This is a genomic window from Pseudomonas sp. Pseusp97 (assembly GCF_047304025.1).
Classification (GTDB): Bacteria; Pseudomonadota; Gammaproteobacteria; order Pseudomonadales; family Pseudomonadaceae; genus Pseudomonas.
The window spans coordinates 33,506-56,813 of the sequence record NZ_JBGLYK010000013.1; the positions used below are offsets into that span (position 1 = coordinate 33,506).

Sequence of the window (23,308 nt, forward strand, 5' to 3'; positions counted from 1 at the left end):
GTTAGAGGTGGGTGGCCTGGATGTAGCTGCGGCGATGCAATGCGCGCGCCTGGCCATCCGAACTGGTGACATTGCAGTTGCTCAGGTTCTTGCAGGCCTTGGCCTGGCTGCTGACCTGGTAGCAGGTATAAGTCAGCGTGCCCGCAGCGACGCTCAGGCTCTGCGCCGGAATGAACTTAGCGCATTCGATGAAGCTGGCACTCAGGTTCACCTGCGCCGAACCGGAGTTACCCGATGTCGGCGCCACCGTCATGGAAGTGCCGTTGGCGGGAGCAGTACCGCTCTGGGCGAATCGGTTGACCCAGAACTGCAATCCGCTTTCTGCCGCCTGGAAAGCGATGTTCTGCTGCTGTGCGTTGGCTGAGATTCGTTGCTGCAGGGTCGAGTTGCTGGCCATGGCAATGGCCAGTACGGTGAGAATCAGCAGCAGCACGAGGCTGACGAGCAGCGCCATGCCGCGTTGGGTCCTGAATGAGGTCATAGCCGGTTCCTCAGTTCGACGGTGCCGGTGAAGTTGCGGGAAATGTTCTGCGTAGTGTCGCGGGCCGTAATGCTCAGCTGCAGACGGTCAGCGCTCTGGGCTTCTGCAGCACTGATGCTGCCGGCGGCTTTCCAGACGATCTTGCCGCCCGACTCGAAGCCAAGGGTTATGGCGTTGATGGTCGCGTTATCGACCACAGTCTGGGTACCGCCGCTGGTGCTGGAGTTCATACAGATGGAGGTGCCGTTGGCACAATTGCTGTAGGTGACCGAATAGAGGTACAGCGTCTGGTTGGTGCAGGTCTTGTTGGTGCCGGGCATGGCCACCGAAGTTGCGGTAGTCGAGGCGTAATTGAAGGTCACGCTGGTGTTCACACCGTTGCTGGTAGTGACCGCATCGCGGGGGAATTTCACCCCATTGCTGACGTTCACGACGCTGCTTGGCAACTGGCAGCCCTGATAGCCTGCACGGCGAGCGTCCATCGCCAACAGGTCGAGGACGACCCTGCCGCTGTCCTGCACGCGAGTCAGCGCGCTGCTGGTCTTATCCGATGCAGAACTGTTGCTGAACATCTGCAATACGCCCAGCAGCAAAAGGCTGCTCAGCAGCAGCGCCACCATCAACTCGATCATGGACAGGCCACGCTGCCGGTGGAAATAGTTTCCAGTACTCATAGGTTCACCCGTAGCGTGAAGTTCTGAGCCTGAGTGCCCGTGCTGTGCTGCTGTGCATCCGACTCGGTCCAACTGATGACTATTTGGTACTCGTTAGTGTTCGCTTTGGTGACCGTGGCGCTGGAGCCGGGAATCGCGGCCTGCAGGTTGCCCCACCAGTCGAAGATATCCTGGTTGGCCAGTTCCGTAGCCGTGCAGCCGGCGGTCTTGGTTCGGCAATCCGGATTGGTCCGAGCAGATCCCGGCGCAAGATTGATCACGTAGGGCGAGGCGGTAAGCAGCGCTTGAGCAGAGTTGCCGCGCATTCTTTCCACGTAGTCGTAGGCGAGCAGGCTGGCCTGACCGCGCAGGTAGGCACCCTGGTTGCTCTGCAGGCTGGTCATTGTCAGCGAGGCCATGCCCAGCAGGCCGATGGCCAGAACCAGGAGAGCGATGAGTACTTCGATAAGGGTGAAGCCGCATTCGCGGCGCTGGATCATGGACATGTTCCATTCGCTCCGCTGGTGGCGACGCCGGCGATGTTCAGGGTGACCGCACGCGAGCTGTCAGCGCCCCGTGAGTCGCAGACTCGCAGCGTCGCTGCCGTGGTCAGGGTGCCGTTCGGATTGAAAGTCAGAGGGCCGCTGCTACGCAGGGTCAGGCCGCTGGTGTTGGGCGGAAGTACACGGATCACGGCGGCCTGCGCGACCGAGGTCGTTGTGGCGTCAGGGCTGCGGAAAACGATCGCCCCCGCTTCCCAGCTATTGCTGTTGCAGCTGTAGTTGGCCTGGCTGGAGCCTGCATCGCTGCTGCCGCAGACGCGCACGATGCTGCGTTGGGTAATGGCTTCGCTTCGCGCCGATTGCAATAGCCCGATTACCATATTGGTCTGGCTGGATATCTGGTTGTTCAGCATCAAGGTGCGGAAACTGGGTATGGCGATGATCGCCAGGATGGCAGCAACTGCCACCACGACCATCAACTCGATCAGCGTAAACCCCGCCGAATACCTGGGGCGCGACATAGACGCATTCCTCACATTTTCGATAGCGGCAATGCTGCCTAGTCGTGTGGGAAATGTCTTTTTTCTATGGATGACCGTTCGGATTCGGGTGACGTTCGGTCATGCCTTCCGGGCTTATGTGAGGCTGGTCACGAAGGGTGTGCGAAGTCCGTCAGCGGGGGCAGAGGTCGTTCGTGGTTCCGGTCTCGCTGCGGATGCGCCCGGCCTTGTTGAAGACGACGCGAAAACTGCTGCGACCCTCGCCGCAGAGTGTCAACGAGCCGGCGTGGAAGGCGCCGTTGGGCTGGATGGCGTTGCCTTGCGGGGTGAAGTGGATGAAGCGGCGCGAGGTGCTGTCGGTGCGGATGCTGATGCCCGTCAGTGCGGCGTGCACGGCGAGCGGCGTTTGCTCCGGCGGGCGAATGCCCCGATTGTCCGCGTCTACGAAGATCTCCCAGCCCGTCGCCCAGTCGCCATTGTTGGCGACGAGGCTGATGGATTGTCCGCTGTGCGCGGCGGTTTCGCGGGCGAAGTCCAGCGCGCTGCGTAGCTCGTGGGTCGCCGTGCTCGCGCGCTGCTTGCTGAGCATTTCGCTGAACGACGGCGCCGCGATGCTCAGGGCGATGGCGACGACCGCCAGGGTGAACAGCAGTTCGACGAGGGTAAAGCCCTGATCCCTGGCCATGGTCCGCTCCTGAAAGTGTGCTGGAGGGGAAAGTATCGGCCGCTGCCCGGGGAGCGCTCGCAGGCAAGTTGGATGGATGTTGTAGGAGCGGTCCGATGCCGCACCGACTTCTGTCCTGCTCCCTCATCCGCTCATGCCCGGTATAGTGTGCGACCGGCGATGGGCCGTTGATTTTCCTGGGATGTGGGGCGTGGTATGCCGGACATGATCGTGGTGGGCGGTGGCGTAGTCGGGATGCTGACTGCCTGGACGCTGGGGCAGGCGGGTGCCGAAGTGTTGCTGCTGGAGCGTGGCGAGACCGGGCGTGAGGCGTCCTGGGCCGGTGGGGGCATCGTCTCGCCGCTTTATCCGTGGCGCTACAGCTCAGCGGTCGCCAACCTGGCGCACTGGTCGCAGGACTTCTACCCGCAATTGGGTAATCGCCTGCTCGCCGACACCGGGCTCGATCCGGAAGTGCATGTCACCGGTCTCTACTGGCTGGATCTGGATGACCAGGCCCAAGCCCTGGCCTGGGCCGGCGCCCATGGCCGCCCGCTTGCGGAAGTGGCCATCGACGCCGTCCACGCGGCGGTCCCGGCACTGGGACAGGGCTTCGAACGCGCGGTGTACATGTCCGGCGTGGCCAACGTGCGCAACCCGCGCCTGGCCAAGGCGTTGCGCGAGGCGCTGGGGCGGCTGCCGAATGTCCGCGTGCAGGAGCGGGTGGAAGTGACCGGTTTCCTGCAGGAGGGCGGCCGCGTGACGGGCGTCAGCACTGAGCAGGGCAAATTCACGGCCGACTCGGTCGTGTTGGCGGCCGGTGCCTGGAGTGGTGAGCTGCTGGCGAAGCTGGGCCTGGAGTTGCCGGTCGAGCCGGTGAAGGGGCAGATGATTCTCTATCGCTGCGCTCCCGATTTCCTTTCCAGCATGGTGCTGGCGAAAGGTCGCTATGCGATTCCGCGCCGTGACGGTCACATCCTGGTGGGCAGCACGCTGGAGCACGCCGGTTTCGACAAGACTCCATCGGACGAGGCGCTGAACAGCCTGCGCGCTTCGGCAGAGGAGCTGATTCCCGCGCTGGCGCAGATGCAGCCGGTGAACCACTGGGCGGGGCTGCGGCCGGGGTCGCCGCAGGGCATTCCGTTCATTGGCGAGGTGCCCGGCCATCAGGGGCTGTGGCTGAACACCGGGCACTATCGCAACGGGTTGGTGCTGGCGCCGGCTTCCTGCCAGTTGCTGGCGGATCTCATGCAGCAGCGCTCGCCGATCATAGAAGCGGCGCCTTATGCGCCTGAAGGGCGCCTGGTGGCGACGCCCATCGTCTGAGCAAAGACGGGGATCAGTCGATCCCCAGTTTCTTCAGGCGATAGCGCATGGAGCGGAAGGTCAGGCCCAGGCGCTGTGCGGCGGCAGTGCGGTTCCAGCGGGTTTCTTCCAGGGCCTGCATGATCAGCTTGCGCTCGATGTCCTCGAGGTAGTCCTCGAGGTTGTCGATCTGCGCGAGGCTCGCCTCGCCGCCGCTGTCCGCGGCACCGGTGTCGGCCAGGCGCAGGTCGTGGGGCTGGATGACGTCGTTTTCGCAGAGCGTGTAGGCGCGCTCCAGCATGTTCTCCAGCTCCCGCACGTTGCCGGGGAAGCGGTAGCTCTTGAGCTTCTCCATTGCATCGGCGTTCAGCGAGGCGGCGGCCAGGCCGCTGTCGCCGGCCAGGCGCTTGAGCACGCGCTCGGTCAGCAGCGGGATGTCTTCGCGGCGCTCGCGCAGCGGCGGAACCCGCAGTTCGATGACGTTGAGGCGGTAGTAGAGGTCCTGGCGGAAACGGCCGGCGGCCACTTCGGCGGCCAGGTCCTTGTGGGTCGCGCAGAGGATCCGCACATCGACCGCGACTTCCTGCTGACCACCCACCGCGCGCACGGCCTTTTCCTGGATGACGCGCAGCAGCTTGACCTGCATCGGCAGCGGCAGATCGGCGACTTCGTCGAGGAACAGGGTGCCGCCATTCGCTGCCTGGAACAGGCCCAGCTTGTCTTCCACCGCGCCGGTGAAGCTGCCCTTCTTGTGGCCGAAGAATTCGCTCTCCATCAGCTCCGAGGGAATGGCGCCGCAGTTGACCGGCACGAAGGTCTGGCTCTCGCGCGGGCCCTGCTCATGGATCAGCCGGGCCACCAGTTCCTTGCCGCTGCCGGATTCGCCGCTGATGTACACCGGCGCCTGGCTGCGCGCGAGCTTGGCCACTTGGTTGCGCAGGGTGCGCATGGGCGGCGAGTCGCCGAGCAGGCGGCTGTCCACCGGCGCTTCTTCGGCGTCCGGCGAGCGCAGGCGCAGCGCGGTGTTCACCAGTTCGCGCAGCCGGGCGAGGTCCACCGGCTTGGTCAGGAAGTCGAAAGCGCCGGCCTTGAGCGCCTGCACGGCGGTGTCCAGGCTGCCGAAGGCGGTGATCATCGCCACCGGCATCTGCGGGTGGCGCTGCTGGATGTACTGCACCAGGTCCAGACCGGTGCCATCGGGCAGGCGCATGTCGGTGAGGCAGAAGTCGAAGGGCTCGCGCGCCAGGAAATCGCGGGCCTCCTTGACGTTGCGCGCGCTGCGGGTGTCCAGCTTCATGCGGCCGAGAGTGATCTCCAGCAGCTCGCGGATGTCGGGTTCGTCGTCGACGATCAGGGCTTTTTGACGGCTCATGGTCTTTGCGTCTTCTTAGCTTTGTTTGCGCGGGTGGGCGAAGGTGATGCGGAAGCAGCTGCCGCCTTCGTCACGCGTCTTGTAATCCAGTCGAGCCTGGTTGCTTTCGCACAGCTCGCGGGAGATGTACAGGCCAAGGCCCGTGCCCTTGCTTTCGGTGGTGAAGAACGGTTCGAACAGTTTGCCCCGCTGCTCGGCCGCGATGCCGGGTCCGTCATCGAGCACTTCCAGCACGGGCAGATCGGTTTCGCTGTCGCGGAACAGCCGCAGCCACACCTGCCCGGTGCCGTTCTTCCGAGTGCTGTACCGTAACCCATTCTGCACGAGGTTGGTCAGTACCTGCGTCAACTGGTGCGGGTCCATGCGGGTCTGCACGGTGCCCTGGCCGGTTTCGACGTGGATCTGCTGGCCTTCGCGCAGGCCCTCGCGCATCTCGCCGGCGTAGCGGTGCAGCCAGTACTTCAGGTCAAGCAGCTGCGGCTCGGCCTGGCGCCGGCGCGAGAGCTGCAGGACGTTTTCGATGACCAGGTTCATGCGCCGCGACTGGTCTTGGATGATCTGCGCCAGGCGCCGGTCGGGCTTGTCCAGCTCTTCCGATTCCAGCAGCAGTTGCGCCGCGTGACTGATCGCGCCCAGCGGGTTGCGGATCTCGTGGGCGATGCCGGCGGTGAGGCGGCCGAGGGCGACGAGCTTGAGCTGCTGGGCCTGCTGGGCGATCTGCGAGATGTCCTCGAGGAACATCAGGATGTGCTGTTCGTTGTCCCGGCGCAGGGGGATGAAACTCGGCTGCACGGTCGGGCCGGACTCCACCGGCTGCAGGCTCGGCGGGCGCAGGGCGGGGTTCTGCTGCCACTGCTGCAGGCTGGAGACCAGTTGCGGACTGTATTCGGCGAGCGAATGGCCGGGCAGGTCATGGCCGCCCAGCAGGACCGTCGCGCTCTGGTTGGCCAGCAGCACGCGGTGGCGATCGCCCAGGACCAGGATGCCGGTGCGCATGCGCTGGAGGATCAGCGCGTTGAGCTCCTCGAGGTTCGCGACCGTGGTGGCGCGCTGCTCGGCGATGCTTTCGACGATCTGCTGGCGCCGCGCCAGGGCCTGGATCAGCAGCGCCGAGGCGAAGCTCAGCGCGCCCAGGCCGCCAGCCTGCACGTAGTGGTTGATGGCCGTGGGCTGGCTGAGGCTCAGGTAGAAGGTCAGGTAGATCAGGGCGATGGCGGCGATGGCGGCGATCAGCAGGCCTATGCGGCCGCGTACCAGGATGTTGGCGATGGCCACGGCCACCACCATCAGGTTGCCGATGCCGCTGGGGATGCCGCCGGCGGTATAGAACAAGGCGCTGAGCAGGAGTATGTCCAGCGCCGCCAGGATGAACAGCGGCAGTAGCTGGCGCGGCGTGGGCATCAGCACCGCGATCAGGATGTTGAGGACCAGATAGACCCAGCAGCCGATATGGAACAGCTCGGGGTGGGCCAGCTTGAGGAGCTCGTCGTCCAGGCTGCTGGAGATCAGCAGCACCAGCACCAGCCCGATGGTCAGGCGGTACAGGTGATACAGGCGCAGGACCCGCAGGCCCTGGCCCGTGAGCGAGATGCCTTCAGCGACCACGGTCGGTGCGGTCCTGTTCGAGGTGCGCCCGGGTGCAGTACCAGTTGTTCTCGTCCTGCAGCGCATGGCTCTGCGGCACATGCACGCCACACTGGGCGCAGCGCACCATCGGAGTGGCAGCATCCTCGCCCCTGGGCTTGCTGGCGGGGCGTGCCGGTCGGGTGGCTTTGCGCCACAACCACCAGCCGAAGGCGAAGAGGGCGATCCAGAACAGCAGACGGGTCATGGCAATCCCTTGTGCATAAAGAGCCGCAGTTTATCCAAGCCACGCGGTGGCGCACAGTGAGCCGGTGCGCGCACCCACCGAGCCAGGGGCGCGCCCATGAAAAAGGGAGGCCGAAGCCTCCCTTTTCGCGAACCTGGCGGTATCAGTCGAAGATACCGAAGGTCATGTAGCTGAACCAGGAACGGTCGCTGCTGCCCGCGTTGCCTTCGGACTCGTGCTGCTCTTCCTGCACGTCGCTCTGGTTCTCGGGCTTGAGTTCGGCCGGAATCTGCTGCTCGGCGTCTTCGTACTGCTTGATCACGTCCTTGGAGGCCTGGGTTTCCATGTGCGGCGGCGCATCGTTGGTCTCGATCAGGCCCAGGGTGGCCTTGGCCAGCCAGGAACGGTTGTCGGCTTCGTCTTCGCGCGGAACGAACTGGCCATCCTTCAGGCTGGGGTTGTCCGGGTAGTTGGCCTTCAGGGTTTCCAGGCTGGAATCGGCCAGGTCGTTCAGCCCCAGGCGCTGGTAAGCCTCGACCATGATCGCCAGGCCATCGCCGACGGCCGGGGTTTCCTGGAAGTTCTCGACCACGTAGCGGCCACGGTTGGCGGCGGCGACGTAGGCCTGGCGCTTCAGGTAGTAGTGGCCGACGTGCACTTCGTAGGCTGCCAGCAGGTTGCGCAGGTAGATCATGCGCGCCTTGGCGTCCGGGGCGTAGCGGCTGTTCGGGTAGCGGCTGACCAGCTGGGCGAACTCGTTGAAGGAGTCGCGGGCGGCGCCCGGGTCGCGCTTGGTCATGTCCAGCGGCAGGAAGCGCGCCAGCAGGCCGCGGTCCTGGTCGAAGGAGGCCAGGCCCTTGAGGTAGTAGGCGTAGTCGACGTTCGGGTGCTGCGGGTGCAGGCGGATGAAGCGCTCGGCGGAGGCGCGGGCGGCCTCGGGCTCCATGTTCTTGTAGTTGGCGTAGATCAGTTCCAACTGGGCCTGCTCGGCGTAGCGGCCGAACGGATAGCGGGACTCCAGCGCCTTCAGCTTGGCGACGGCGTTGGTGTAGCTCTTGTTGTTGAGGTCTTCCTGTGCCTGCTGGTACAGCTGGCTTTCGCTCAGGTTCTCATCCACCTTCTCGCCCTTGGAGGAGCAGGCGGTGACGAAGGCGAGGGTGGCGATCAGCAGCAGGTGTTTCACTTGCATGGCGAGTTGCGTCCCTGGACGGTCGGCTGTCGCGGCCGCAACCGTCTGTTATGATTGGCGCCCCAGGGGTACCCCTGGGACAAAGGCCCCGTATTTAACCACAGCGTGCAGCCGAACCAAAAGGCCGCGCGCCCTTCGTGTCCAGTCATGTCCGATATCATCCAACTCGCGGCAGAAGTGCCGTTCGACCTCGGTGGTCAGCGTCTCGACCAGGTCGCCGCCCAGCTCTTCTCCGACCACTCCCGTTCCCGCCTGGCGGGCTGGATCAAGGACGGCCGTCTCAAGGTCGACGGCGCCGTGCTGCGCCCGCGCGACATCGTCCATGCCGGCTCGCGCCTGGAACTGGACGTCGAGCTGGAGGCCCAGGGTGAATGGGTCGCCCAGGACATCGAGCTGGACATCGTCTACGAAGACGACCACATCCTGGTCATCGACAAGCCGACCGGCCTGGTGGTTCACCCCGCCGCCGGGCACCAGGACGGCACCCTGCTCAACGCGCTGCTGCACCACGTGCCGCACCTGGCCAACGTGCCGCGCGCCGGCATCGTGCACCGCCTGGACAAGGACACCACCGGCCTGATGGTGGTAGCCAAGACCCTGGAAGCGCACACCAACCTGGTTGCCCAGTTGCAGGCGCGCTCGGTCAGCCGCATCTATGAAGCCATAGTCACCGGCGTGATCGTCGCCGGCGGCACCGTCGACGCGCCCATCGGCCGTCACGGCGTGCAGCGGCAGAAGATGGCGGTGATCGAGACTGGCAAGGTCGCCATCAGCCATTACCGCGTGCTGGAGCGCTTCCGCGCGCATACCCACACCCGGGTCAAGCTGGAAACCGGCCGCACCCACCAGATTCGCGTCCATATGACGCATATCGGCCACCCGCTGGTCGGCGATCCCACCTATGGCGGGCGTTTCCGCATCCCGCCGGGTGCCAGCCCGACCCTCATCGAGTCCCTGCGCGATTTCCCGCGCCAGGCTCTGCACGCGCGCTTCCTGGAGCTGGACCACCCGGCCACCAACGTGCGCATGAAGTGGGAATCGCCGCTGCCGGATGACTTCACCTGGCTGCTGAGCCTGCTGCGGCAGGACAACGAGTCCTTCGTATGAGCCCCTGGCTGACGCCCGACTGGCCGGCTCCGGCGAACGTCCGCGCCTGCGTGACTACCCGCGCCGGCGGCGTCAGCGTCGAGCCATTCGAAAGCTTCAACCTCGGTGACCATGTCGGCGATGACCCGGCGGCAGTCGCCGAGAACCGGCGCCGCCTGACCGCCGAGCTGGGCTGCCGGCCGGCCTGGCTGAGCCAGGTGCACGGCATCGATGTCGTCGAGGCCGATCCTTGCGTCGTCGCCACCGCGGATGCGAGCTGGAGCGCCGCGCCCGGCATCGCCTGCACCATCATGACCGCCGATTGCCTGCCGGCGCTGTTCTGCGACCGCGCCGGAACTCGTGTGGGGGCTGCCCATGCCGGCTGGCGCGGGCTGGCGAATGGTGTGCTGGAGGCGACCGTGGACGCCATGGGCATCGCGCCGGCGGAGCTGCTGGTCTGGCTTGGCCCGTCCATCGGCCCGCAGGCCTTCGAAGTCGGCCCGGAAGTGCGCGAAGCCTTCCTGGCGGAGCATGCCGAAGCCGAACGCGCCTTCCTTCCCAGCAGCAACGCCGGCAAGTTCATGGCTGACATCCATGAATTGGCGCGCATCCGCCTCGCGGCGAAGGGTGTCAAGGCCGTCTACGGTGGCGATTTCTGCACCTTCAGCGATACCGAACGCTTCTACTCCTACCGCCGCAACCCCCGCACCGGCCGCCTGGCCAGCCTGATCTGGCTGGCCTGATCTGCTTTTCGTAGGAGCGAGCTTGCTCGCGAACCTGGCCGGGCACCACGGCAGCAAGCGGTTCGCGAGCAAGCTCGCTCCTACAGGTTCAGCCCCGAAAGCATCTCTCAGGTCCATTCCTAAGGCTCTTCCGAAGGCACAACCTGACGGATGTCATGGCCAAATGGCTTGAACCGACCAAAATCGACCTTATCTATCTGGCATCCCGGCGGGTTAGTCGTGACCAGGGGCACTCATCGCTCCGGCCCGCTATAGAAAGGAAGGACGACCCTCATGCGAATCGACCGTTTGACCAGCAAGCTCCAGCTTGCACTCTCCGATGCCCAGTCCCTGGCCGTCGGACATGACCACCCGGCCATCGAGCCGGTGCACCTGCTGTCCGCGCTCATCGACCAGCAGGGCGGCTCCATCAAGCCCCTGCTGATGCAGGTCGGCTTCGATATCCCCGCGCTGCGTGCCTCTCTCAACAAGGAGATGGACGCGCTGCCGAAAATCCAGAACCCCACCGGCGACGTGAACCTGTCGCAGGACCTGGCGCGCCTGCTCAACCAGGCCGACCGCCTGGCCCAGCAGAAAGGCGACCAGTTCATTTCCAGCGAGCTCGTGCTGCTCGCCGCCATGGATGACAGCACCAGGCTTGGCAAGCTGCTCACCAGCCAGGGCGTGTCCAAGAAGGCCCTGGAGAACGCCGTGACCAACCTGCGCGGCGGCGATGCGGTGAACGATCCCAACGCCGAGGACTCGCGCCAGGCGCTGGACAAGTACACCGTCGACATGACCAAGCGCGCCGAGGACGGCAAGCTCGACCCGGTGATCGGCCGTGACGACGAAATCCGCCGGACCATCCAGGTCCTGCAGCGCCGCACCAAGAACAACCCCGTTCTGATCGGCGAGCCCGGCGTGGGCAAGACCGCCATCGTCGAGGGCCTGGCCCAGCGCATCGTCAACGGCGAAGTGCCCGACGGCCTGAAGGACAAACGCCTGCTGGCGCTGGACATGGGCGCGCTGATCGCCGGCGCCAAGTTCCGCGGCGAGTTCGAGGAGCGCCTGAAAGCCGTGCTCAACGAACTGTCCAAGCAGGAAGGCCGGATCATCCTGTTCATCGACGAACTGCACACCATGGTCGGTGCCGGCAAGGCCGAAGGCGCCATGGACGCCGGCAACATGCTCAAGCCGGCCCTGGCCCGCGGCGAGCTGCACTGCGTCGGCGCCACCACCCTGGACGAGTACCGCCAGTACATCGAGAAGGACGCCGCCCTGGAGCGCCGCTTCCAGAAGGTCCTGGTGGACGAGCCGAGCGAGGAAGACACCATCGCCATCCTGCGCGGCCTGAAAGAGCGCTACGAGGTGCACCACGGCGTGACCATCACCGACGGCGCGATCATCGCCGCGGCCAAGCTCAGCCATCGCTACATCACCGACCGCCAGCTGCCGGACAAGGCCATCGACCTGATCGACGAAGCCGCCAGCCGCATCCGCATGGAGATCGACTCCAAGCCCGAGGAACTCGATCGCCTGGATCGCCGCCTGATCCAGCTGAAGATCGAGCGCGAGGCGCTGAAGAAGGAAGACGACGAGGCCACCAGGAAGCGCCTCGCCAAGCTGGAAGAAGACATCGCCAAGCTCGAGCGCGAGTACGCTGATCTCGAGGAAATCTGGAAGTCGGAGAAAGCCGAGGTCCAGGGCTCCGCGCAGATCCAGCAGAAGATCGAGCAGGCCAAGCAGGAAATGGAAACCGCGCGGCGCAAGGGCGACCTGGAAACCATGGCGCGCATCCAGTACCAGACCATCCCGGACCTGGAGCGCAGCCTGCAGATGGTCGACCAGCACGGCCAGACCGAGAAGCAGCTGCTGCGCAACAAGGTGACCGACGAGGAAATCGCCGAAGTGGTTGCCAAGTGGACCGGCATCCCGGTCTCCAAGATGCTCGAAGGCGAGCGCGAGAAACTGCTGCGCATGGAAGACGAGCTGCATAAGCGCGTCATCGGCCAGCACGAAGCCGTGGTGGCCGTGGCCAACGCCGTACGCCGTTCCCGCGCGGGCCTTGCCGACCCGAATCGCCCCAGCGGTTCGTTCCTCTTCCTCGGCCCGACCGGGGTGGGCAAGACCGAGCTGTGCAAGGCGCTGGCCGAATTCCTCTTCGACACCGAGGAAGCGCTGGTGCGCATCGACATGTCCGAGTTCATGGAGAAGCACTCCGTGGCTCGCCTGATCGGCGCACCGCCGGGCTACGTCGGCTATGAAGAAGGTGGTTACCTGACCGAGGCCGTGCGCCGCAAGCCGTACTCCGTGGTGCTGCTGGACGAAGTCGAGAAGGCCCACCCGGACGTGTTCAACGTGCTGCTGCAGGTGCTCGAAGACGGCCGCCTGACCGACAGCCACGGCCGCACCGTGGACTTCCGCAATACCGTGGTGGTGATGACCTCGAATCTGGGCTCTGCGCAGATCCAGGAACTGGTCGGCGACCGGGAAGCCCAGCATGCGGCGGTCATGGATGCGGTGAATTCGCACTTCCGTCCGGAATTCATCAACCGGATCGACGAAGTGGTGGTCTTCGAACCGCTGGCCCGCGAGCAGATCGCCGGCATCGCCCGGATCCAGATGGGCCGCCTGCGCAAGCGCCTGGCCGAGCGCGAGCTGAGCCTGGAGCTGAGCGACGAAGCCATGGACAAGCTGATTGCCGTTGGTTTCGACCCGGTGTACGGCGCGCGGCCGCTCAAGCGCGCGATTCAGCGCTGGATCGAGAACCCGCTGGCGCAGCTGATCCTGGCCGGCAAGTTCAACCCGGGCACCCAGATCCACGCCAAGGTGGCGAACGACGAGATCGTCTTCTCCTGATCCAGGCCCCACGAAGAAGCCCGCCAATCGGCGGGCTTTTTCTTTGGCTCTTCGTAGGACCGAGGGGGCGCCTAGCCCTTGCTCGCGAACAGCCTCTACGATGGGGCTCGGTTCGCGAGCAAGCTCGCTCCTACAGGCGAATTCCGGCGCTCAGCTGGACGCGGCGCCACCCAGCAGGACCAGCAACTGCTCGATCAGCTCCGCCTGGTCCTCGGCGATATCGATGATATGGAAGCCCGCCCAGCCCAGCTGGCCATCGGTGCCGGCACGGCTCCACAAGCAGTCGGCGCCCAGGTGGATCTCGCCGATCTCGTCCAGCGGTGGCGCCGGTACGAGCCGGCAGTCCCAGACGGAATCGGCTTCCGGGACCTCCACGCCGCAGAGCATGAAGCCCTCGGCGGACAGGTCGGCCAGCCGGCCCAGGCTGCGCCCGGAGTGGCGGTCGAAGACTTCCACGGTCAGCCCGGTCTGCTGCCGGCTGTGCTGGCGACGTTCTCCCATCGACTGCTCCTTCAGGTCTGTGCCGGGCCGCGCCCGGAGGTAAAGCGTTGCAGGACCCGGTAGATCGCGCTCAACGCACGGTCCATCAGCGGGGCGGACTGTTCCGTCGGCACCAGGCGGACCTTGCCCGCTTCCATTTCCTGGGCCAACTGCACTATCGGTTTGACCGCCACCCGCTGCCCGGTGTGGTCGACGAACATGTAGTTGCGCGTGGTCGGGCTGAACCACGAAAGCTTGAGCCGGCGAGCCGGGGAGGTATCGGTGAATTCGAACCAGACGCCGAACTCCAGCTGGCTCAGCTCCTTCAGCAATACCCGGGCGCGCTCGGACAGTGCCTCGCCGTCGGGTTTCACCAGGGTGTGCCCCTCGGCCCCGAGCATGGCGCCCAGCGGGCTCTCCGGCAGGTCCTGCCTGAGCTGCGCGGCGATCTGCGGCTTCTGCGCCTGGATCGCGTGCTGGCAGGCGACCAGGTCCTGCAGCAACCGGCGAATACCGTCCTCGTGATAGCCGCCCAGCACTTCCAGGCCCTTGCGCAGCTCTTCCAGCAGGGCCAGGCGGATGGCTTGCAGGTGGTCGCGGCCGGCGGCATCCAGTGGCGTCACGCTCCAGGCCAGTTGTTCGGCCACTTCGCAGGCGCGCTTCCATTCGTCGCTGTGCTCGCCGCTGCGCAGCACGATGAAGGTGAGAGCATCGCACCAGCTCATTTCCAGGAAATTACGCACCAGCTCCGGCAGGTCGCGGTCGTGGGTGACCTTGGCGACGGCGTCCAGCGCCTGCTCCCGCGCGGCCAGCAGGCGGTCGCGGCCCCGGGCGGCCTCCATGGCGCGGCGCTCGCGCAGCTCGACCTTCTGCCGGAGGTTGGCCACGTACTCGTTGAAGTCGCCCAGCAGGGTATCGAACAGCGACAGCTCGCCGACGAAGTCCTGGATCACCCGCTCGACTATCCAGTGCATCTTCGCCAGCAACGCCCGCTCCTCGCCTTCGCCGCCATACAGCACGCCGGCCTGGGCCATGGCATTGAGCAGCTTGCGCGCCGGGTGGTGATGCTGGGTGAACAGCTGCTTGTCCAGCAACGCCACCTTGAGGAAGGGCGTATGCAGGTGGGACAGGGTGGTCTTGCAGCTGTCGGGCAGGTTCTCGTCATCGAGGATGAAGTCGAAGACCATGCCCACCAGATCGATGACATCGGCTTCCTGGTCGGTCAGCCGGGTGCTGCTGGGCTGCGCGCTGCCCGCTTCCAGATGGCGCTGCAGGTCAGCCTTGAGCGCCTCCACCGGCTGCGGCTGGCGCAGGCGCTGGGCCAGTTCCCGGGCGGATTCGCGTTGCAGGCGGTTCAGCGCCTCCAGCAGCTCGTTGGCGCTGTAGGTGGTGGTGGCGGTGCTCGGGCCGAAGCTGACGATGCTCTGGGTGTTGCCGAACAGCGTGGCCTTGTTGCCGCGCCGGCGGTGCTCGGCGAGCAGCACGGCAAGGCCGCCGAACAGCGCGTTGCGGTCGCCGGGCGGCAGATCGGGCAAATCGCCTGCGTTGTAGGGCGGTGGTCGTGCTGCTGCCGCGCCGTCCGTCGCCGCGTTGTTCGGCTCCGCAGTCGGGCGTGGCGGGGGAGGGGGCGACGGGCGCTGGCCCTGCGGGCGATATTTCAGGTTCGGCAGCACGCCGCCGTCGGCCAGTCGCTTGTTCAGCTGTTCATATAAAGGCAGCAGGTGCTGCATGACCTGCTGATCGAAAAGGACATAAAGGATGGTCTTGATCCGCAACGGGAAGGCGCTGCGCGCCAGGGTGTCGCGGAAGGCCTGGGCGATGGCCTGCGGACCGAAGGGATTGCGCTCTTCCCCCAGCTTGCTGCCGTTGTTGAGCAGCGCCAGGCGCTGGTCCAGGGCGAACAGCAGCTGGGCGCAATGCGCGCGGACCTGGTTGACCATGTTGGTCACCAGCAGCGTCTCTTCGTACTCTTCATTGCCGACCAGGGTCAGCTGGTCCATGTCCAGCTCTTCCAGCGGCTCCACGCGGGGGAGTTTGCCTTCGAGGAAGTCGCTCAGGCCCTGGGCGATGCGCTGGTGGTAGAAGCGCTCGAGATTCGGCCGCTCGCGGCGGATTTCCCGCATGGCGTCGAAGAACAGCGCCTGGACCTGGTTGTTCTCGGCTTTCTCGGCGCATTCGAACAGCGTGTCGTCCACCTGCGCGAAGACGTGCCCCAGCAGCTCGGCGAGGTGATTCATCGCCAACTGGCGGCAACCCTGCACCAGTTCGCCGAAGCGGGGCTGGATCATCCGGCTGGCGATGGGGGAGGGCGGTGGGGTGTCCTTCTTGCTCATGGCCATCCTGTGCGTGATCTTTCCGCTTCCCGCGGTGGATCACTCGAGTATTCCATGCAGATATAGCAACCAGCCCGGTCGCCTGCAAAGCACAGAAAAACTTTTTGGATCAGAGTGTTGACAGACGTTTCGATATACGTAAAATGGCGCGCCTCTGATACGGGAAACCGGTGAAGCCGGAAGAAAGTAGAGGAGATTGAAAGGTTCGTCGTTCCGCGATAGCTCAGTCGGTAGAGCAAATGACTGTTAATCATTGGGTCCCTGGTTCGAGTCCAGGTCGCGGAGCCAACTTTCAAACGGGGTATAGCGCAGTCCGGTAGCGCGCTTGCTTTGGGAGCAAGATGTCGGGAGTTCGAATCCCCCTACCCCGACCAACTTTTGGGTCGTTAGCTCAGTCGGTAGAGCAGTTGGCTTTTAACCAATTGGTCGTAGGTTCGAATCCTACACGACCCACCATATTAAAAACGTTTGTGCAAGCAGGCGTCAGAAGCGAAGCGAAAGCTTCCTTCGCTTGAAAGCCCACCTCTCGAGGTGGGCTTTTTTGTTTGTGCCTGATTGGTTTCTGACATCCTCCGGCAGCGAGTGCAATGCTCGCAACGGTCCGCCGAGCCTGATCCTTCCCGTCTTTGCCATTTTTCCGAGCCAAGAGCATGCGACGCTTCCTTCGTATGCTTCTGACGCCAGCAGGCGCTCTAGCGCGGACACTTCGACAGGCGCCTGCGCCACTTTCACCCCAGCACCTTCCATCTTCGCGCCCCCCCATAGTGCTGCGATCAGAAAAGCCGGCGGTCTTGTCAGAGTGTTCTGATCTTCCCGCTGAAGGCGGAAATTTAAGCTTCTCACCTCACAAATCCTGTGTCCCCCCTGAGGTGGGTTTTAAATGGCAATTGAAAATATCGGTCTGGTGACCGTCACCGAGAACGCAACCAAGAAGGTTGCAATCAAGGCCGGCGCGAAGATCAAGGCAAAAGCGGGTACCAAGTACCTTTTCCAGGTTGAAAACAGCGATGTCGCTCCTGAGAACGTCACGGTCAAGCGTGTCGGCAAGGACCTGCTGGTTTCCTTCGAAGGCAGTGAAAAGCCCGATCTGACCATCGAGGACTTCTTCGCCGAAGGCATGGACGGCCAGCTCTACGGCGTTGCCGAAGACGGCCAGCTCTACGCCTACGTGCGTACCGACGGCGAAGGCTTCTACGGCCCGCTGACCCTGGCCGACGGCGAGTCGGCCCCCATCGCCCTGGGCGGTGAAGGCGTGCCCTACACCGCGTCCACTGACGACGCGGCCGGCTTCCTGCTGTGGCCCTGGCTGCTCGGCCTGGCGGCCGTTGGCGCTGGCGCGGCGGCCATCATCAACAACAACAAGGATGATGGTCACAAGACCAAGACCAGCGCCGCTCCGACCAACACCAAGGTCATGGACGACGTCGGCCCGATCCAGGGCGAACTGCACAACGGCGATATCACCGACGACTCGCACCCGGAGATCTCCGGTAATGGCGTTCCCGGCGCGGTGATCCACGTCTTCGACAACGGCCAGGAAATCGGCTCGACCACCGTCAACCCCGACGGCACCTGGTCCTTCACGCCCGAACTCGCCGATGGCGCGCACAGCTTCGACATCACCCAGGTCGTTCCCGGCCAGAAGCCCAGCGCTCCGATCCACGTGATCGATATCGTCATCGACACCGTTCCGCCGGCCGACCCCTTCGCGGTCATCGACGGTTCGCGCAGCGATGGCGAGCACACCTACAGCAACGACAACAAGCCGGAAATCCATGGCAAGGGCGAGCCGGGTGACACCATCACCATCATTCTCCCCAACGGCGAAGAGCTGCATACCGTCGTGGACGAGAACGGTGACTGGGTAGCACCGCGGCCGGTCAATCCGTTGCCCGAAGGCAACAACGAAATCAAGGTGATCGAGCGCGACGAAGCCGGTAACGAGAGCGAAACCATTCTGCCGGTAATCATCGACACCATTCCCCCGGCCAAGCCCGAAGCGGGCCTGGACCCCGATTCCGACACCGGCACCAAGGGTGACGGCATCACCAGCGACACCACCCCGACCATCGACGGCAAGAGCGAGCCGGGCGCCGACATCACCATCATCTTCCCCGATGGCGAAGAGCTGCACACCAAGGCCGACGAGAACGGCGACTGGTCCGTGACGCCGACCAAGCCGCTGCCCGAGGGTGACAACGAAATCACCATCATCGCCACCGATGAAGCCGGCAACGACAGTGAGCCGACCATCATCCACGTGGTGATCGACACCAAGGCTCCGGATGCTCCGGAAGCGCACCTGGACCCGGAATCCGACTCGGGCACCAAGGGCGACAACATCACCAACGACAACACCCCGACCATCGACGGCAAGACCGAGGCGGGCGCTGACATCACCATCATCTTCCCCACCGGCGAAGAGATTCACACCAAGGCCGACGAGAACGGCGACTGGTCCGTGACTCCGACCCAGCCGCTGCCCGAAGGCAAGAACGACATCACCATCATCGCCACCGACGAAGCCGGCAACGCGAGCGAGCCGACCGTCATCACGGTGGACATCGACACCAAGGCTCCGGATGCACCGGATGCCTGGCTGGACGAGGCATCCGACTCGGGCACCAAGGGCGACAACATCACCAACGAGACCTTGCCGACCATCGATGGCAAGACCGAGCCGGGCGCTGACATCACCATCATCTTCCCCACCGGTGAAGAGATCCACACCAAGGCCGACGAGAACGGCAACTGGAACGTGACTCCGACCAAGCCGCTGTCCGAAGGCGACAACGAGATCACCGTCATCGCCACCGACGAAGCCGGCAACGCCAGCGAGCCGACCGTCATCAACGTGATCATCGACACCACTCCGCCGGACGCCAGCAAACTGGCCATCACCGGCGTACTGGACGATGTCGGCAGCATCACTGGCAACATCGCGAACGGCGGTTCCACCGACGACTCGCACCCGACCATCAGCGGTACCGGCACGGCCGGTGAGGCGACCGGCCTGTGGCCGTTCAGCGTCGACACCAGCGCCCCGGACAACGTCAACAACCTGGTCGTCACCGACGACGTGGGTGCCGTAACCGGCCCGCTGCACGACGGCGACACCACCGACGACAACCACCCGACCTTCAGCGGCGAAGCCGAGAAAGGCGCCACCGTCATCATCTATGACAACGGCGAGAAGATCGGCGAAGCCGACGTGGGCCCCGATGGCAAGTGGGAATTCACTCCGACCCAGCCGCTGGACGACGGCGAACACGCCTTCACCACCGAAGTAGTCGACGAAGCCGGCAACAGCAGTGGCCAGAACGAACCGCTGCATGTGGTGATCGACACCACCGGCCTGGGCGTGAACATCATCCAGGTACTGGATGACGTCGGCAGCATCACCGGTGCCATCCAGCTGCATGGCGTCACCGACGACACCCGCCCGGAAATCCAGGGCACCAGCAAACCGGGCAGCATCGTCAAGATCAGCGACAACGGCGTTGAGCTGGGCAGCACCACCGCGGACGCCGATGGCAAGTGGAGCTTCACCCCGTCCAAGGACCTGGCCGAAGGCCCGCACAGCATCGTCGCCATCGCCACCGACAAGGCTGGCAATGTCAGCGAACCGTCGAAGTTCGACTTCAGCATCGACACCACCGCCCCGACCAAGCCGAGCATCGACTCCGTCACCGACGACGTGGGCGCCATCCAGGGCCCGATCCCGAACGGCGGCGTGACCGACGACTCGACTCCGACCCTCTCCGGCAAAGCCGAAGCCGGCTCCGTCGTGACCGTCTACGACAACGGCGAGAAGATCGGTTCCGTGGTAGCGGACAAGGACGGCGACTGGAGCTTCACCCCGACCACGCCGATCAACGAAGGCCCCCACGCGTTCACCGTGGACGCCACCGACAAGGCCGGCAACACCAGCGAGCAGTCCGAACCGTTCAACATCGTCACCGACTACACCGCCCCGGACATGCCGACCATCACCGGCGTGCTGGACGACGTAGGTCTGGTCACCGGCAACATCGAGAACGGCGGCAAGACCGACGACTCCCGTCCGGTCATCAGCGGTGAAGGCACCGCGGGCGACATCATCACCGTCTATGCCAACGACAGCACCGGCAACCACCCGATCGGCAGCACCGTCGTGGGCGAAGATGGCAAGTGGTCGCTGACCCCGGAAACCCCGCTCAACGTCGGCCTGAACGACCTGACCGCCGTCGAGACCGACCCGGCCGGCAACTCCACCCAGCCGAGCGCGCCCTACAGCTTCACCCTGGACACCGCCGAACCGGGCGTCCCGGTCATCGTCAACGTGCTCGACGATGTCGGCCCGTACACCGGTTTCCTGCAGAAGGGCGACGTCACCGACGACAACAAGCCGACTATCAACGGTACCGCCGAAGCCGGCAGCACCGTCAAGCTGTACGACGGCAACAACGTCCTGATCGGCAGCGCCATCGCCGATGCCGACGGCAACTGGAGCATCACCCCGGAAACCGCCCTGGCCGACGGCAAGCATGAAGTCTATGCCACCGCCACCAACGACACCGGCGTGGTCAGCCAGCCCACCGGCAAGTGGAACTTCGAAGTCGATACCTCCGCTCCGTCCAACGTCAGCAACCTGGTCGTCACCGACGACGTCGGTCCGAAGACCGGCGTGCTCTACGACGGCGACACCACCGACGACAACCGTCCGACCTTCAGCGGCGACGCTGTGCCCAATGGCAAGGTCATCATCTATGACAACGGCAAGAAGATCGGCGAAGCCGACGTCAGCCCGGAAGGCAAGTGGGAACACCAGCGTCAAGTCCAATGACTACATCATCACCACCGACTACTCGGGCCCGAACTCGGACAGCACCACGCTGACCATCAACACCGTGGCCGGTGATGACATCGTCAACAAGGCCGAAGCGGCCGGCAACGTGAAGATCAGCGGTACGGTCACTGGCGAGTTCACCAAGGGCGACCTGGTCACCTTCAAGCTCGACGGCACCACCTACAGCGCCGCTGTATGTCCCTAATCCGGCAACAAACTACGCACAGATCAATTTCACCGTTCCAGTCAGTGATTTTTCGATTCAGTTGAGTGGCTTGCAAAATGACGCAGGCGGCGCACGCGTCGTGATTTATGACGTAAACGGCAAAGTGCTGTCCGATACCAAAGTACTGGCCGATGGAACAGGGGGTGTAGCTGAATCCAAGCTATACAAATTTGCCGCACCTGTCGGAACGGACATTGGCAAAGTGATGGTATATGGCGATGGAAATGGCGGTGGCCTTGGCTTGGCTACCCTCAAGTACAACCAGATCCACCACGCCCCGGGCTACAACGACACCTTCACCAACGAGGTGGGCAAGACCACCACCGGCGCTGGCTATCACAGCGACGAAGGTCACTTCACCCTGACCTCGAAGGGGACGGTCTCCGTTCGTAGCGCAGCGGAGCACAACCTCGAAGGTCCGTACCTGTACATCGGTACCGGCAGTAGCGCCATCGAGAACTCGGCGGCGATCTTCACCTTCGACCAGCCGGTGCAGTCCATCGCCTACAACATGTGGGGCCTGGAAACCGTGGAAACCATTCCGGGCAACTACTCGAAGCTGGAGGTCTACGACACCAACGGTGTGCTCATCTACACCGTGTTCTGCACCCCCGCGGGCGAGCACTCGGTGGAGTCCTACGTCGGCGACGCGCCGCTGTACACCGGCAAGCGCAACCCGCAGAGCTACGCCCGACTCGAAGGCGGCCAGACCTACGTACTGGAAGCGCCGCTGGAATCCAGCACGCCCATCGTCCACACCGGCCGTGACGCCGAGCAGAGCCTGCAAGGCAAGCGCCGCCAGATCCACGTACTCAGCCGCGCCACCTCGGTGGTGCCGTGCCAGGGCGAGACCAAGCTGACCCTGCGCAGCGACGTGCTCTTCGCCTTCGGCAAGAGCGGCTACAAGGACCTGACCCCTGAGGGCCGCGCCATGCTCGACCAGGCCGTGCGCGACATCCAGCAGAAGGGTGCCGGCGTCAGCAGCATCGAGGTGATCGGCCACGCCGACCCGATCGGCAACGCCCAGGCCAACCAGAGCCTGTCGCTGCGCCGCGCCGAGACCGTGCGCAAGGTGCTGCTGGAAGAGGGCATCCAGAGCCAGCTGGTGCATGCCAGCGGCCGCGGCAGCTCCGAGCCGGTGGTGCAGTGCGACAACAGCGCGCGCAAGTCCCGCGTGGCCTGTAACGCACCGAACCGCCGCGTCGAGCTGGTGATCCAGAACAAGGGCGAGTAATTCGCACCGGCAGGTTTCGGGTACCTGGCGTACCAGCAGCCCACCTCAGTTCTGTATCGCCAGAGCCCGGAAAGACAGAGGCCCCGCAAGGGGCCTTTGTTTTTTCTGCGTGCGTGAAAGTGCGCTGGCCGGGTTGTGCCGGGGCGGTGAGGCGATGGGTATCGCTGCGCTCCACGCCATCCTACGGGGGAGGCTGAAGGCACCGGCGACTGCGCTTCACCCGCTCGGTGCAATTGCGACACGGTACTCGGGAAACGTCCTGCACGGGCATCGGACAAGCCTGTAGCATGCCGCATTGCTGCGTTTGCCTGGCCGCCGCTAAGGTCTCCGGGTCACGACGGTCGTCGTGATCTGGGGGTGAGAGCCCGGTGGCAAATGCCGGTACGCCGAGTCCATGTCGTTTCGATATGGCGCTTCATGGCGGACCGTGCAGGGCGGGCTTCGGCCCGAACCGGTTGCCTATGTCCCGGTCTCTCACCCCTGCATGGTCCGCCTCCCTTTTGCCTGTGAGAGGGCGTTAGGAGGCATCTCAGCAGACATAGGAGTTCAGGATATGCATTACCCCTCTTTTACCCCCGCGCACCGCCCATGCTTTTTCCTCCCGCTCCACACGATGAAATATCTCGCTGGCCGGCTCGCGCCCCGTTGCGGGTCGGCCAGCGCCTGAGCTTTGTCGTGGCCCGCCGGGTCGCGGCCCGGTGGCCATTTCCCCGTCCAGGTTTGTCGTGGCTACGCCGCCGGGGCGTGGCGCAAGGAGGTTCAGCAATGGGAAGCAAAGTCAGTGCATCCGGGCTGCAATGGGTTCACCTGCCCGAGGCCGATGGCCAGCCGGGGCTGGTGCTGGAATGGCCGGTGGACGGCCAGCCCGCCATCGACGCCGCCGTGCAGCGCGTCGAGCGCTGGTTCGACGAGGAGCGCAAGGCCAACCTGTGGGTGGCGCTGTTCGTCGGCCGCAGCGAGCACGAGGGCGAGTTCCGCCGCATCGCCTACGAAGCGGCCTTTCTCTGGCGCCTGCAGCAGCGGCTGGCGATGACCGCGCCGGGCTGATCGGCCGGTGCCCGCG

General features: G+C 64.7%; 19 protein-coding genes and 3 tRNA genes. 11 read left to right on the forward strand and 11 right to left on the reverse strand.

Annotated features, from left to right (window positions below):
- Nucleotide 1: 1 nt before the first annotated feature.
- The 5 genes from ACCC94_RS04750 to ACCC94_RS04770 all read right to left on the reverse strand — a co-directional run bounded on the left by ACCC94_RS04750 (nucleotide 2) and on the right by ACCC94_RS04770 (nucleotide 2,822).
- Nucleotides 2-481 carry a PilX N-terminal domain-containing pilus assembly protein gene (locus ACCC94_RS04750; RefSeq protein WP_413348247.1) on the reverse strand — a complete coding sequence of 160 codons (480 nt, stop codon included), beginning with the start codon at nucleotides 479-481 and terminating at the stop codon, nucleotides 2-4.
- Nucleotides 478-1,155 (reverse strand): PilW family protein, encoded by a 678-nt coding sequence (locus ACCC94_RS04755; RefSeq protein WP_413348248.1) that lies wholly within the window; start codon nucleotides 1,153-1,155, stop codon nucleotides 478-480. The genes ACCC94_RS04750 and ACCC94_RS04755 overlap by 4 nt, the downstream gene beginning before the upstream one ends.
- A complete protein-coding gene (gene pilV / locus ACCC94_RS04760; RefSeq protein ID WP_413348249.1) occupies nucleotides 1,152-1,634 on the reverse strand; it encodes a type IV pilus modification protein PilV in 483 nt (160 codons plus the stop codon). Before pilV ends, ACCC94_RS04755 begins: the two co-directional genes overlap by 4 nt.
- A complete protein-coding gene (locus ACCC94_RS04765) occupies nucleotides 1,631-2,158 on the reverse strand; it encodes a GspH/FimT family pseudopilin (RefSeq protein ID WP_413348250.1) in 528 nt (175 codons plus the stop codon). Before ACCC94_RS04765 ends, pilV begins: the two co-directional genes overlap by 4 nt.
- 151 nt (nucleotides 2,159-2,309) lie before the next feature.
- Nucleotides 2,310-2,822 (reverse strand): GspH/FimT family pseudopilin, encoded by a 513-nt coding sequence (locus tag ACCC94_RS04770; RefSeq protein ID WP_413348251.1) that lies wholly within the window; start codon nucleotides 2,820-2,822, stop codon nucleotides 2,310-2,312.
- 195 nt (nucleotides 2,823-3,017) lie between these two features.
- On the opposite strand from ACCC94_RS04770, the gene thiO reads away from it, so the two are divergent.
- Nucleotides 3,018-4,127, forward strand: a complete 1,110-nt coding sequence (gene thiO / locus ACCC94_RS04775) for a glycine oxidase ThiO (protein ID WP_413348252.1) — start codon at nucleotides 3,018-3,020, stop codon at nucleotides 4,125-4,127.
- Nucleotides 4,128-4,140: 13 nt separating this feature from the next.
- Here thiO and ACCC94_RS04780 read toward each other — a convergent pair whose 3' ends face one another.
- From ACCC94_RS04780 to ACCC94_RS04795, 4 genes are all read right to left on the reverse strand, one after another.
- Entirely contained in the window at nucleotides 4,141-5,478 is a 1,338-nt protein-coding gene (locus ACCC94_RS04780) for a sigma-54-dependent transcriptional regulator (RefSeq protein WP_413348253.1), read from the reverse strand.
- 15 nt (nucleotides 5,479-5,493) lie between these two features.
- Nucleotides 5,494-7,083 (reverse strand): sensor histidine kinase, encoded by a 1,590-nt coding sequence (locus ACCC94_RS04785; RefSeq protein WP_413348254.1) that lies wholly within the window; start codon nucleotides 7,081-7,083, stop codon nucleotides 5,494-5,496.
- Nucleotides 7,073-7,309 (reverse strand): PP0621 family protein, encoded by a 237-nt coding sequence (locus ACCC94_RS04790; RefSeq protein ID WP_413348255.1) that lies wholly within the window; start codon nucleotides 7,307-7,309, stop codon nucleotides 7,073-7,075. Before ACCC94_RS04790 ends, ACCC94_RS04785 begins: the two co-directional genes overlap by 11 nt.
- A gap of 142 nt (nucleotides 7,310-7,451) precedes the next feature.
- Nucleotides 7,452-8,477, reverse strand: a complete 1,026-nt coding sequence (locus ACCC94_RS04795; RefSeq protein WP_088421654.1) for an outer membrane protein assembly factor BamD — start codon at nucleotides 8,475-8,477, stop codon at nucleotides 7,452-7,454.
- A gap of 147 nt (nucleotides 8,478-8,624) precedes the next feature.
- On the opposite strand from ACCC94_RS04795, the gene rluD reads away from it, so the two are divergent.
- From rluD to clpB, 3 genes are all read left to right on the forward strand, one after another.
- Entirely contained in the window at nucleotides 8,625-9,584 is a 960-nt protein-coding gene (rluD, locus tag ACCC94_RS04800; protein ID WP_413348256.1) for a 23S rRNA pseudouridine(1911/1915/1917) synthase RluD, read from the forward strand.
- Nucleotides 9,581-10,306, forward strand: coding sequence for a peptidoglycan editing factor PgeF (gene pgeF / locus ACCC94_RS04805; RefSeq protein ID WP_413348257.1), 726 nt, complete (start codon nucleotides 9,581-9,583; stop codon nucleotides 10,304-10,306). Before rluD ends, pgeF begins: the two co-directional genes overlap by 4 nt.
- 273 nt (nucleotides 10,307-10,579) lie before the next feature.
- The gene (gene clpB / locus ACCC94_RS04810; protein ID WP_413348258.1) at nucleotides 10,580-13,144 is read left to right on the forward strand and encodes an ATP-dependent chaperone ClpB; all 2,565 of its coding nucleotides are present in this window, start codon (nucleotides 10,580-10,582) and stop codon (nucleotides 13,142-13,144) included.
- 150 nt (nucleotides 13,145-13,294) lie between these two features.
- Here clpB and ACCC94_RS04815 read toward each other — a convergent pair whose 3' ends face one another.
- Both ACCC94_RS04815 and ACCC94_RS04820 read right to left on the reverse strand, forming a co-directional pair.
- Complete coding sequence (locus tag ACCC94_RS04815) at nucleotides 13,295-13,645, reverse strand: PilZ domain-containing protein (RefSeq protein WP_413348259.1); 351 nt, start codon at nucleotides 13,643-13,645, stop codon at nucleotides 13,295-13,297.
- A gap of 11 nt (nucleotides 13,646-13,656) precedes the next feature.
- Nucleotides 13,657-15,957 carry a DUF1631 domain-containing protein gene (locus ACCC94_RS04820; RefSeq protein WP_413348260.1) on the reverse strand — a complete coding sequence of 767 codons (2,301 nt, stop codon included), beginning with the start codon at nucleotides 15,955-15,957 and terminating at the stop codon, nucleotides 13,657-13,659.
- A gap of 212 nt (nucleotides 15,958-16,169) precedes the next feature.
- Here ACCC94_RS04820 and ACCC94_RS04825 point away from each other — a divergent pair.
- The 7 genes from ACCC94_RS04825 (at nucleotide 16,170) to ACCC94_RS04855 (ending at nucleotide 23,292) form a co-directional block, all read left to right on the forward strand.
- Nucleotides 16,170-16,245 (forward strand) — tRNA-Asn (locus ACCC94_RS04825).
- Between the two features lie 9 nt (nucleotides 16,246-16,254).
- Nucleotides 16,255-16,331 (forward strand) — tRNA-Pro (locus tag ACCC94_RS04830).
- 6 nt (nucleotides 16,332-16,337) lie between these two features.
- Nucleotides 16,338-16,413, forward strand: a tRNA-Lys gene (locus tag ACCC94_RS04835).
- Between the two features lie 424 nt (nucleotides 16,414-16,837).
- Complete coding sequence (locus tag ACCC94_RS04840; RefSeq protein ID WP_413348261.1) at nucleotides 16,838-20,782, forward strand: Ig-like domain-containing protein; 3,945 nt, start codon at nucleotides 16,838-16,840, stop codon at nucleotides 20,780-20,782.
- A complete protein-coding gene (locus ACCC94_RS04845) occupies nucleotides 20,706-20,990 on the forward strand; it encodes an Ig-like domain-containing protein (protein WP_413348262.1) in 285 nt (94 codons plus the stop codon). Before ACCC94_RS04840 ends, ACCC94_RS04845 begins: the two co-directional genes overlap by 77 nt.
- 262 nt (nucleotides 20,991-21,252) lie before the next feature.
- Nucleotides 21,253-22,245 (forward strand): OmpA family protein, encoded by a 993-nt coding sequence (locus ACCC94_RS04850; RefSeq protein WP_413348263.1) that lies wholly within the window; start codon nucleotides 21,253-21,255, stop codon nucleotides 22,243-22,245.
- Between the two features lie 765 nt (nucleotides 22,246-23,010).
- A complete protein-coding gene (locus ACCC94_RS04855) occupies nucleotides 23,011-23,292 on the forward strand; it encodes a LasR-specific antiactivator QslA (protein ID WP_413348264.1) in 282 nt (93 codons plus the stop codon).
- Nucleotides 23,293-23,308: the final 16 nt, after the last annotated feature.

Excerpts from the sequence above, each read along its gene's own strand:
- ACCC94_RS04750 (WP_413348247.1), bottom strand. The coding sequence starts at position 481 with ATGACCTCATTCAGGACCCAACGCGGCATGGCGCTGCTCGTCAGCCTC.
- ACCC94_RS04755 (WP_413348248.1), bottom strand. The coding sequence starts at position 1,155 with ATGAGTACTGGAAACTATTTCCACCGGCAGCGTGGCCTGTCCATGATC.
- pilV (WP_413348249.1), bottom strand. The coding sequence starts at position 1,634 with ATGATCCAGCGCCGCGAATGCGGCTTCACCCTTATCGAAGTACTCATC.
- ACCC94_RS04765 (WP_413348250.1), bottom strand. The coding sequence starts at position 2,158 with ATGTCGCGCCCCAGGTATTCGGCGGGGTTTACGCTGATCGAGTTGATG.
- ACCC94_RS04770 (WP_413348251.1), bottom strand. The coding sequence starts at position 2,822 with ATGGCCAGGGATCAGGGCTTTACCCTCGTCGAACTGCTGTTCACCCTG.
- thiO (WP_413348252.1), top strand. The coding sequence starts at position 3,018 with ATGCCGGACATGATCGTGGTGGGCGGTGGCGTAGTCGGGATGCTGACT.
- ACCC94_RS04780 (WP_413348253.1), bottom strand. The coding sequence starts at position 5,478 with ATGAGCCGTCAAAAAGCCCTGATCGTCGACGACGAACCCGACATCCGC.
- ACCC94_RS04790 (WP_413348255.1), bottom strand. The coding sequence starts at position 7,309 with ATGACCCGTCTGCTGTTCTGGATCGCCCTCTTCGCCTTCGGCTGGTGG.
- ACCC94_RS04795 (WP_088421654.1), bottom strand. The coding sequence starts at position 8,477 with ATGCAAGTGAAACACCTGCTGCTGATCGCCACCCTCGCCTTCGTCACC.
- rluD (WP_413348256.1), top strand. The coding sequence starts at position 8,625 with ATGTCCGATATCATCCAACTCGCGGCAGAAGTGCCGTTCGACCTCGGT.
- pgeF (WP_413348257.1), top strand. The coding sequence starts at position 9,581 with ATGAGCCCCTGGCTGACGCCCGACTGGCCGGCTCCGGCGAACGTCCGC.
- clpB (WP_413348258.1), top strand. The coding sequence starts at position 10,580 with ATGCGAATCGACCGTTTGACCAGCAAGCTCCAGCTTGCACTCTCCGAT.
- ACCC94_RS04815 (WP_413348259.1), bottom strand. The coding sequence starts at position 13,645 with ATGGGAGAACGTCGCCAGCACAGCCGGCAGCAGACCGGGCTGACCGTG.
- ACCC94_RS04820 (WP_413348260.1), bottom strand. The coding sequence starts at position 15,957 with ATGAGCAAGAAGGACACCCCACCGCCCTCCCCCATCGCCAGCCGGATG.
- ACCC94_RS04840 (WP_413348261.1), top strand. The coding sequence starts at position 16,838 with ATGGCAATTGAAAATATCGGTCTGGTGACCGTCACCGAGAACGCAACC.
- ACCC94_RS04845 (WP_413348262.1), top strand. The coding sequence starts at position 20,706 with ATGACAACGGCAAGAAGATCGGCGAAGCCGACGTCAGCCCGGAAGGCA.
- ACCC94_RS04855 (WP_413348264.1), top strand. The coding sequence starts at position 23,011 with ATGGGAAGCAAAGTCAGTGCATCCGGGCTGCAATGGGTTCACCTGCCC.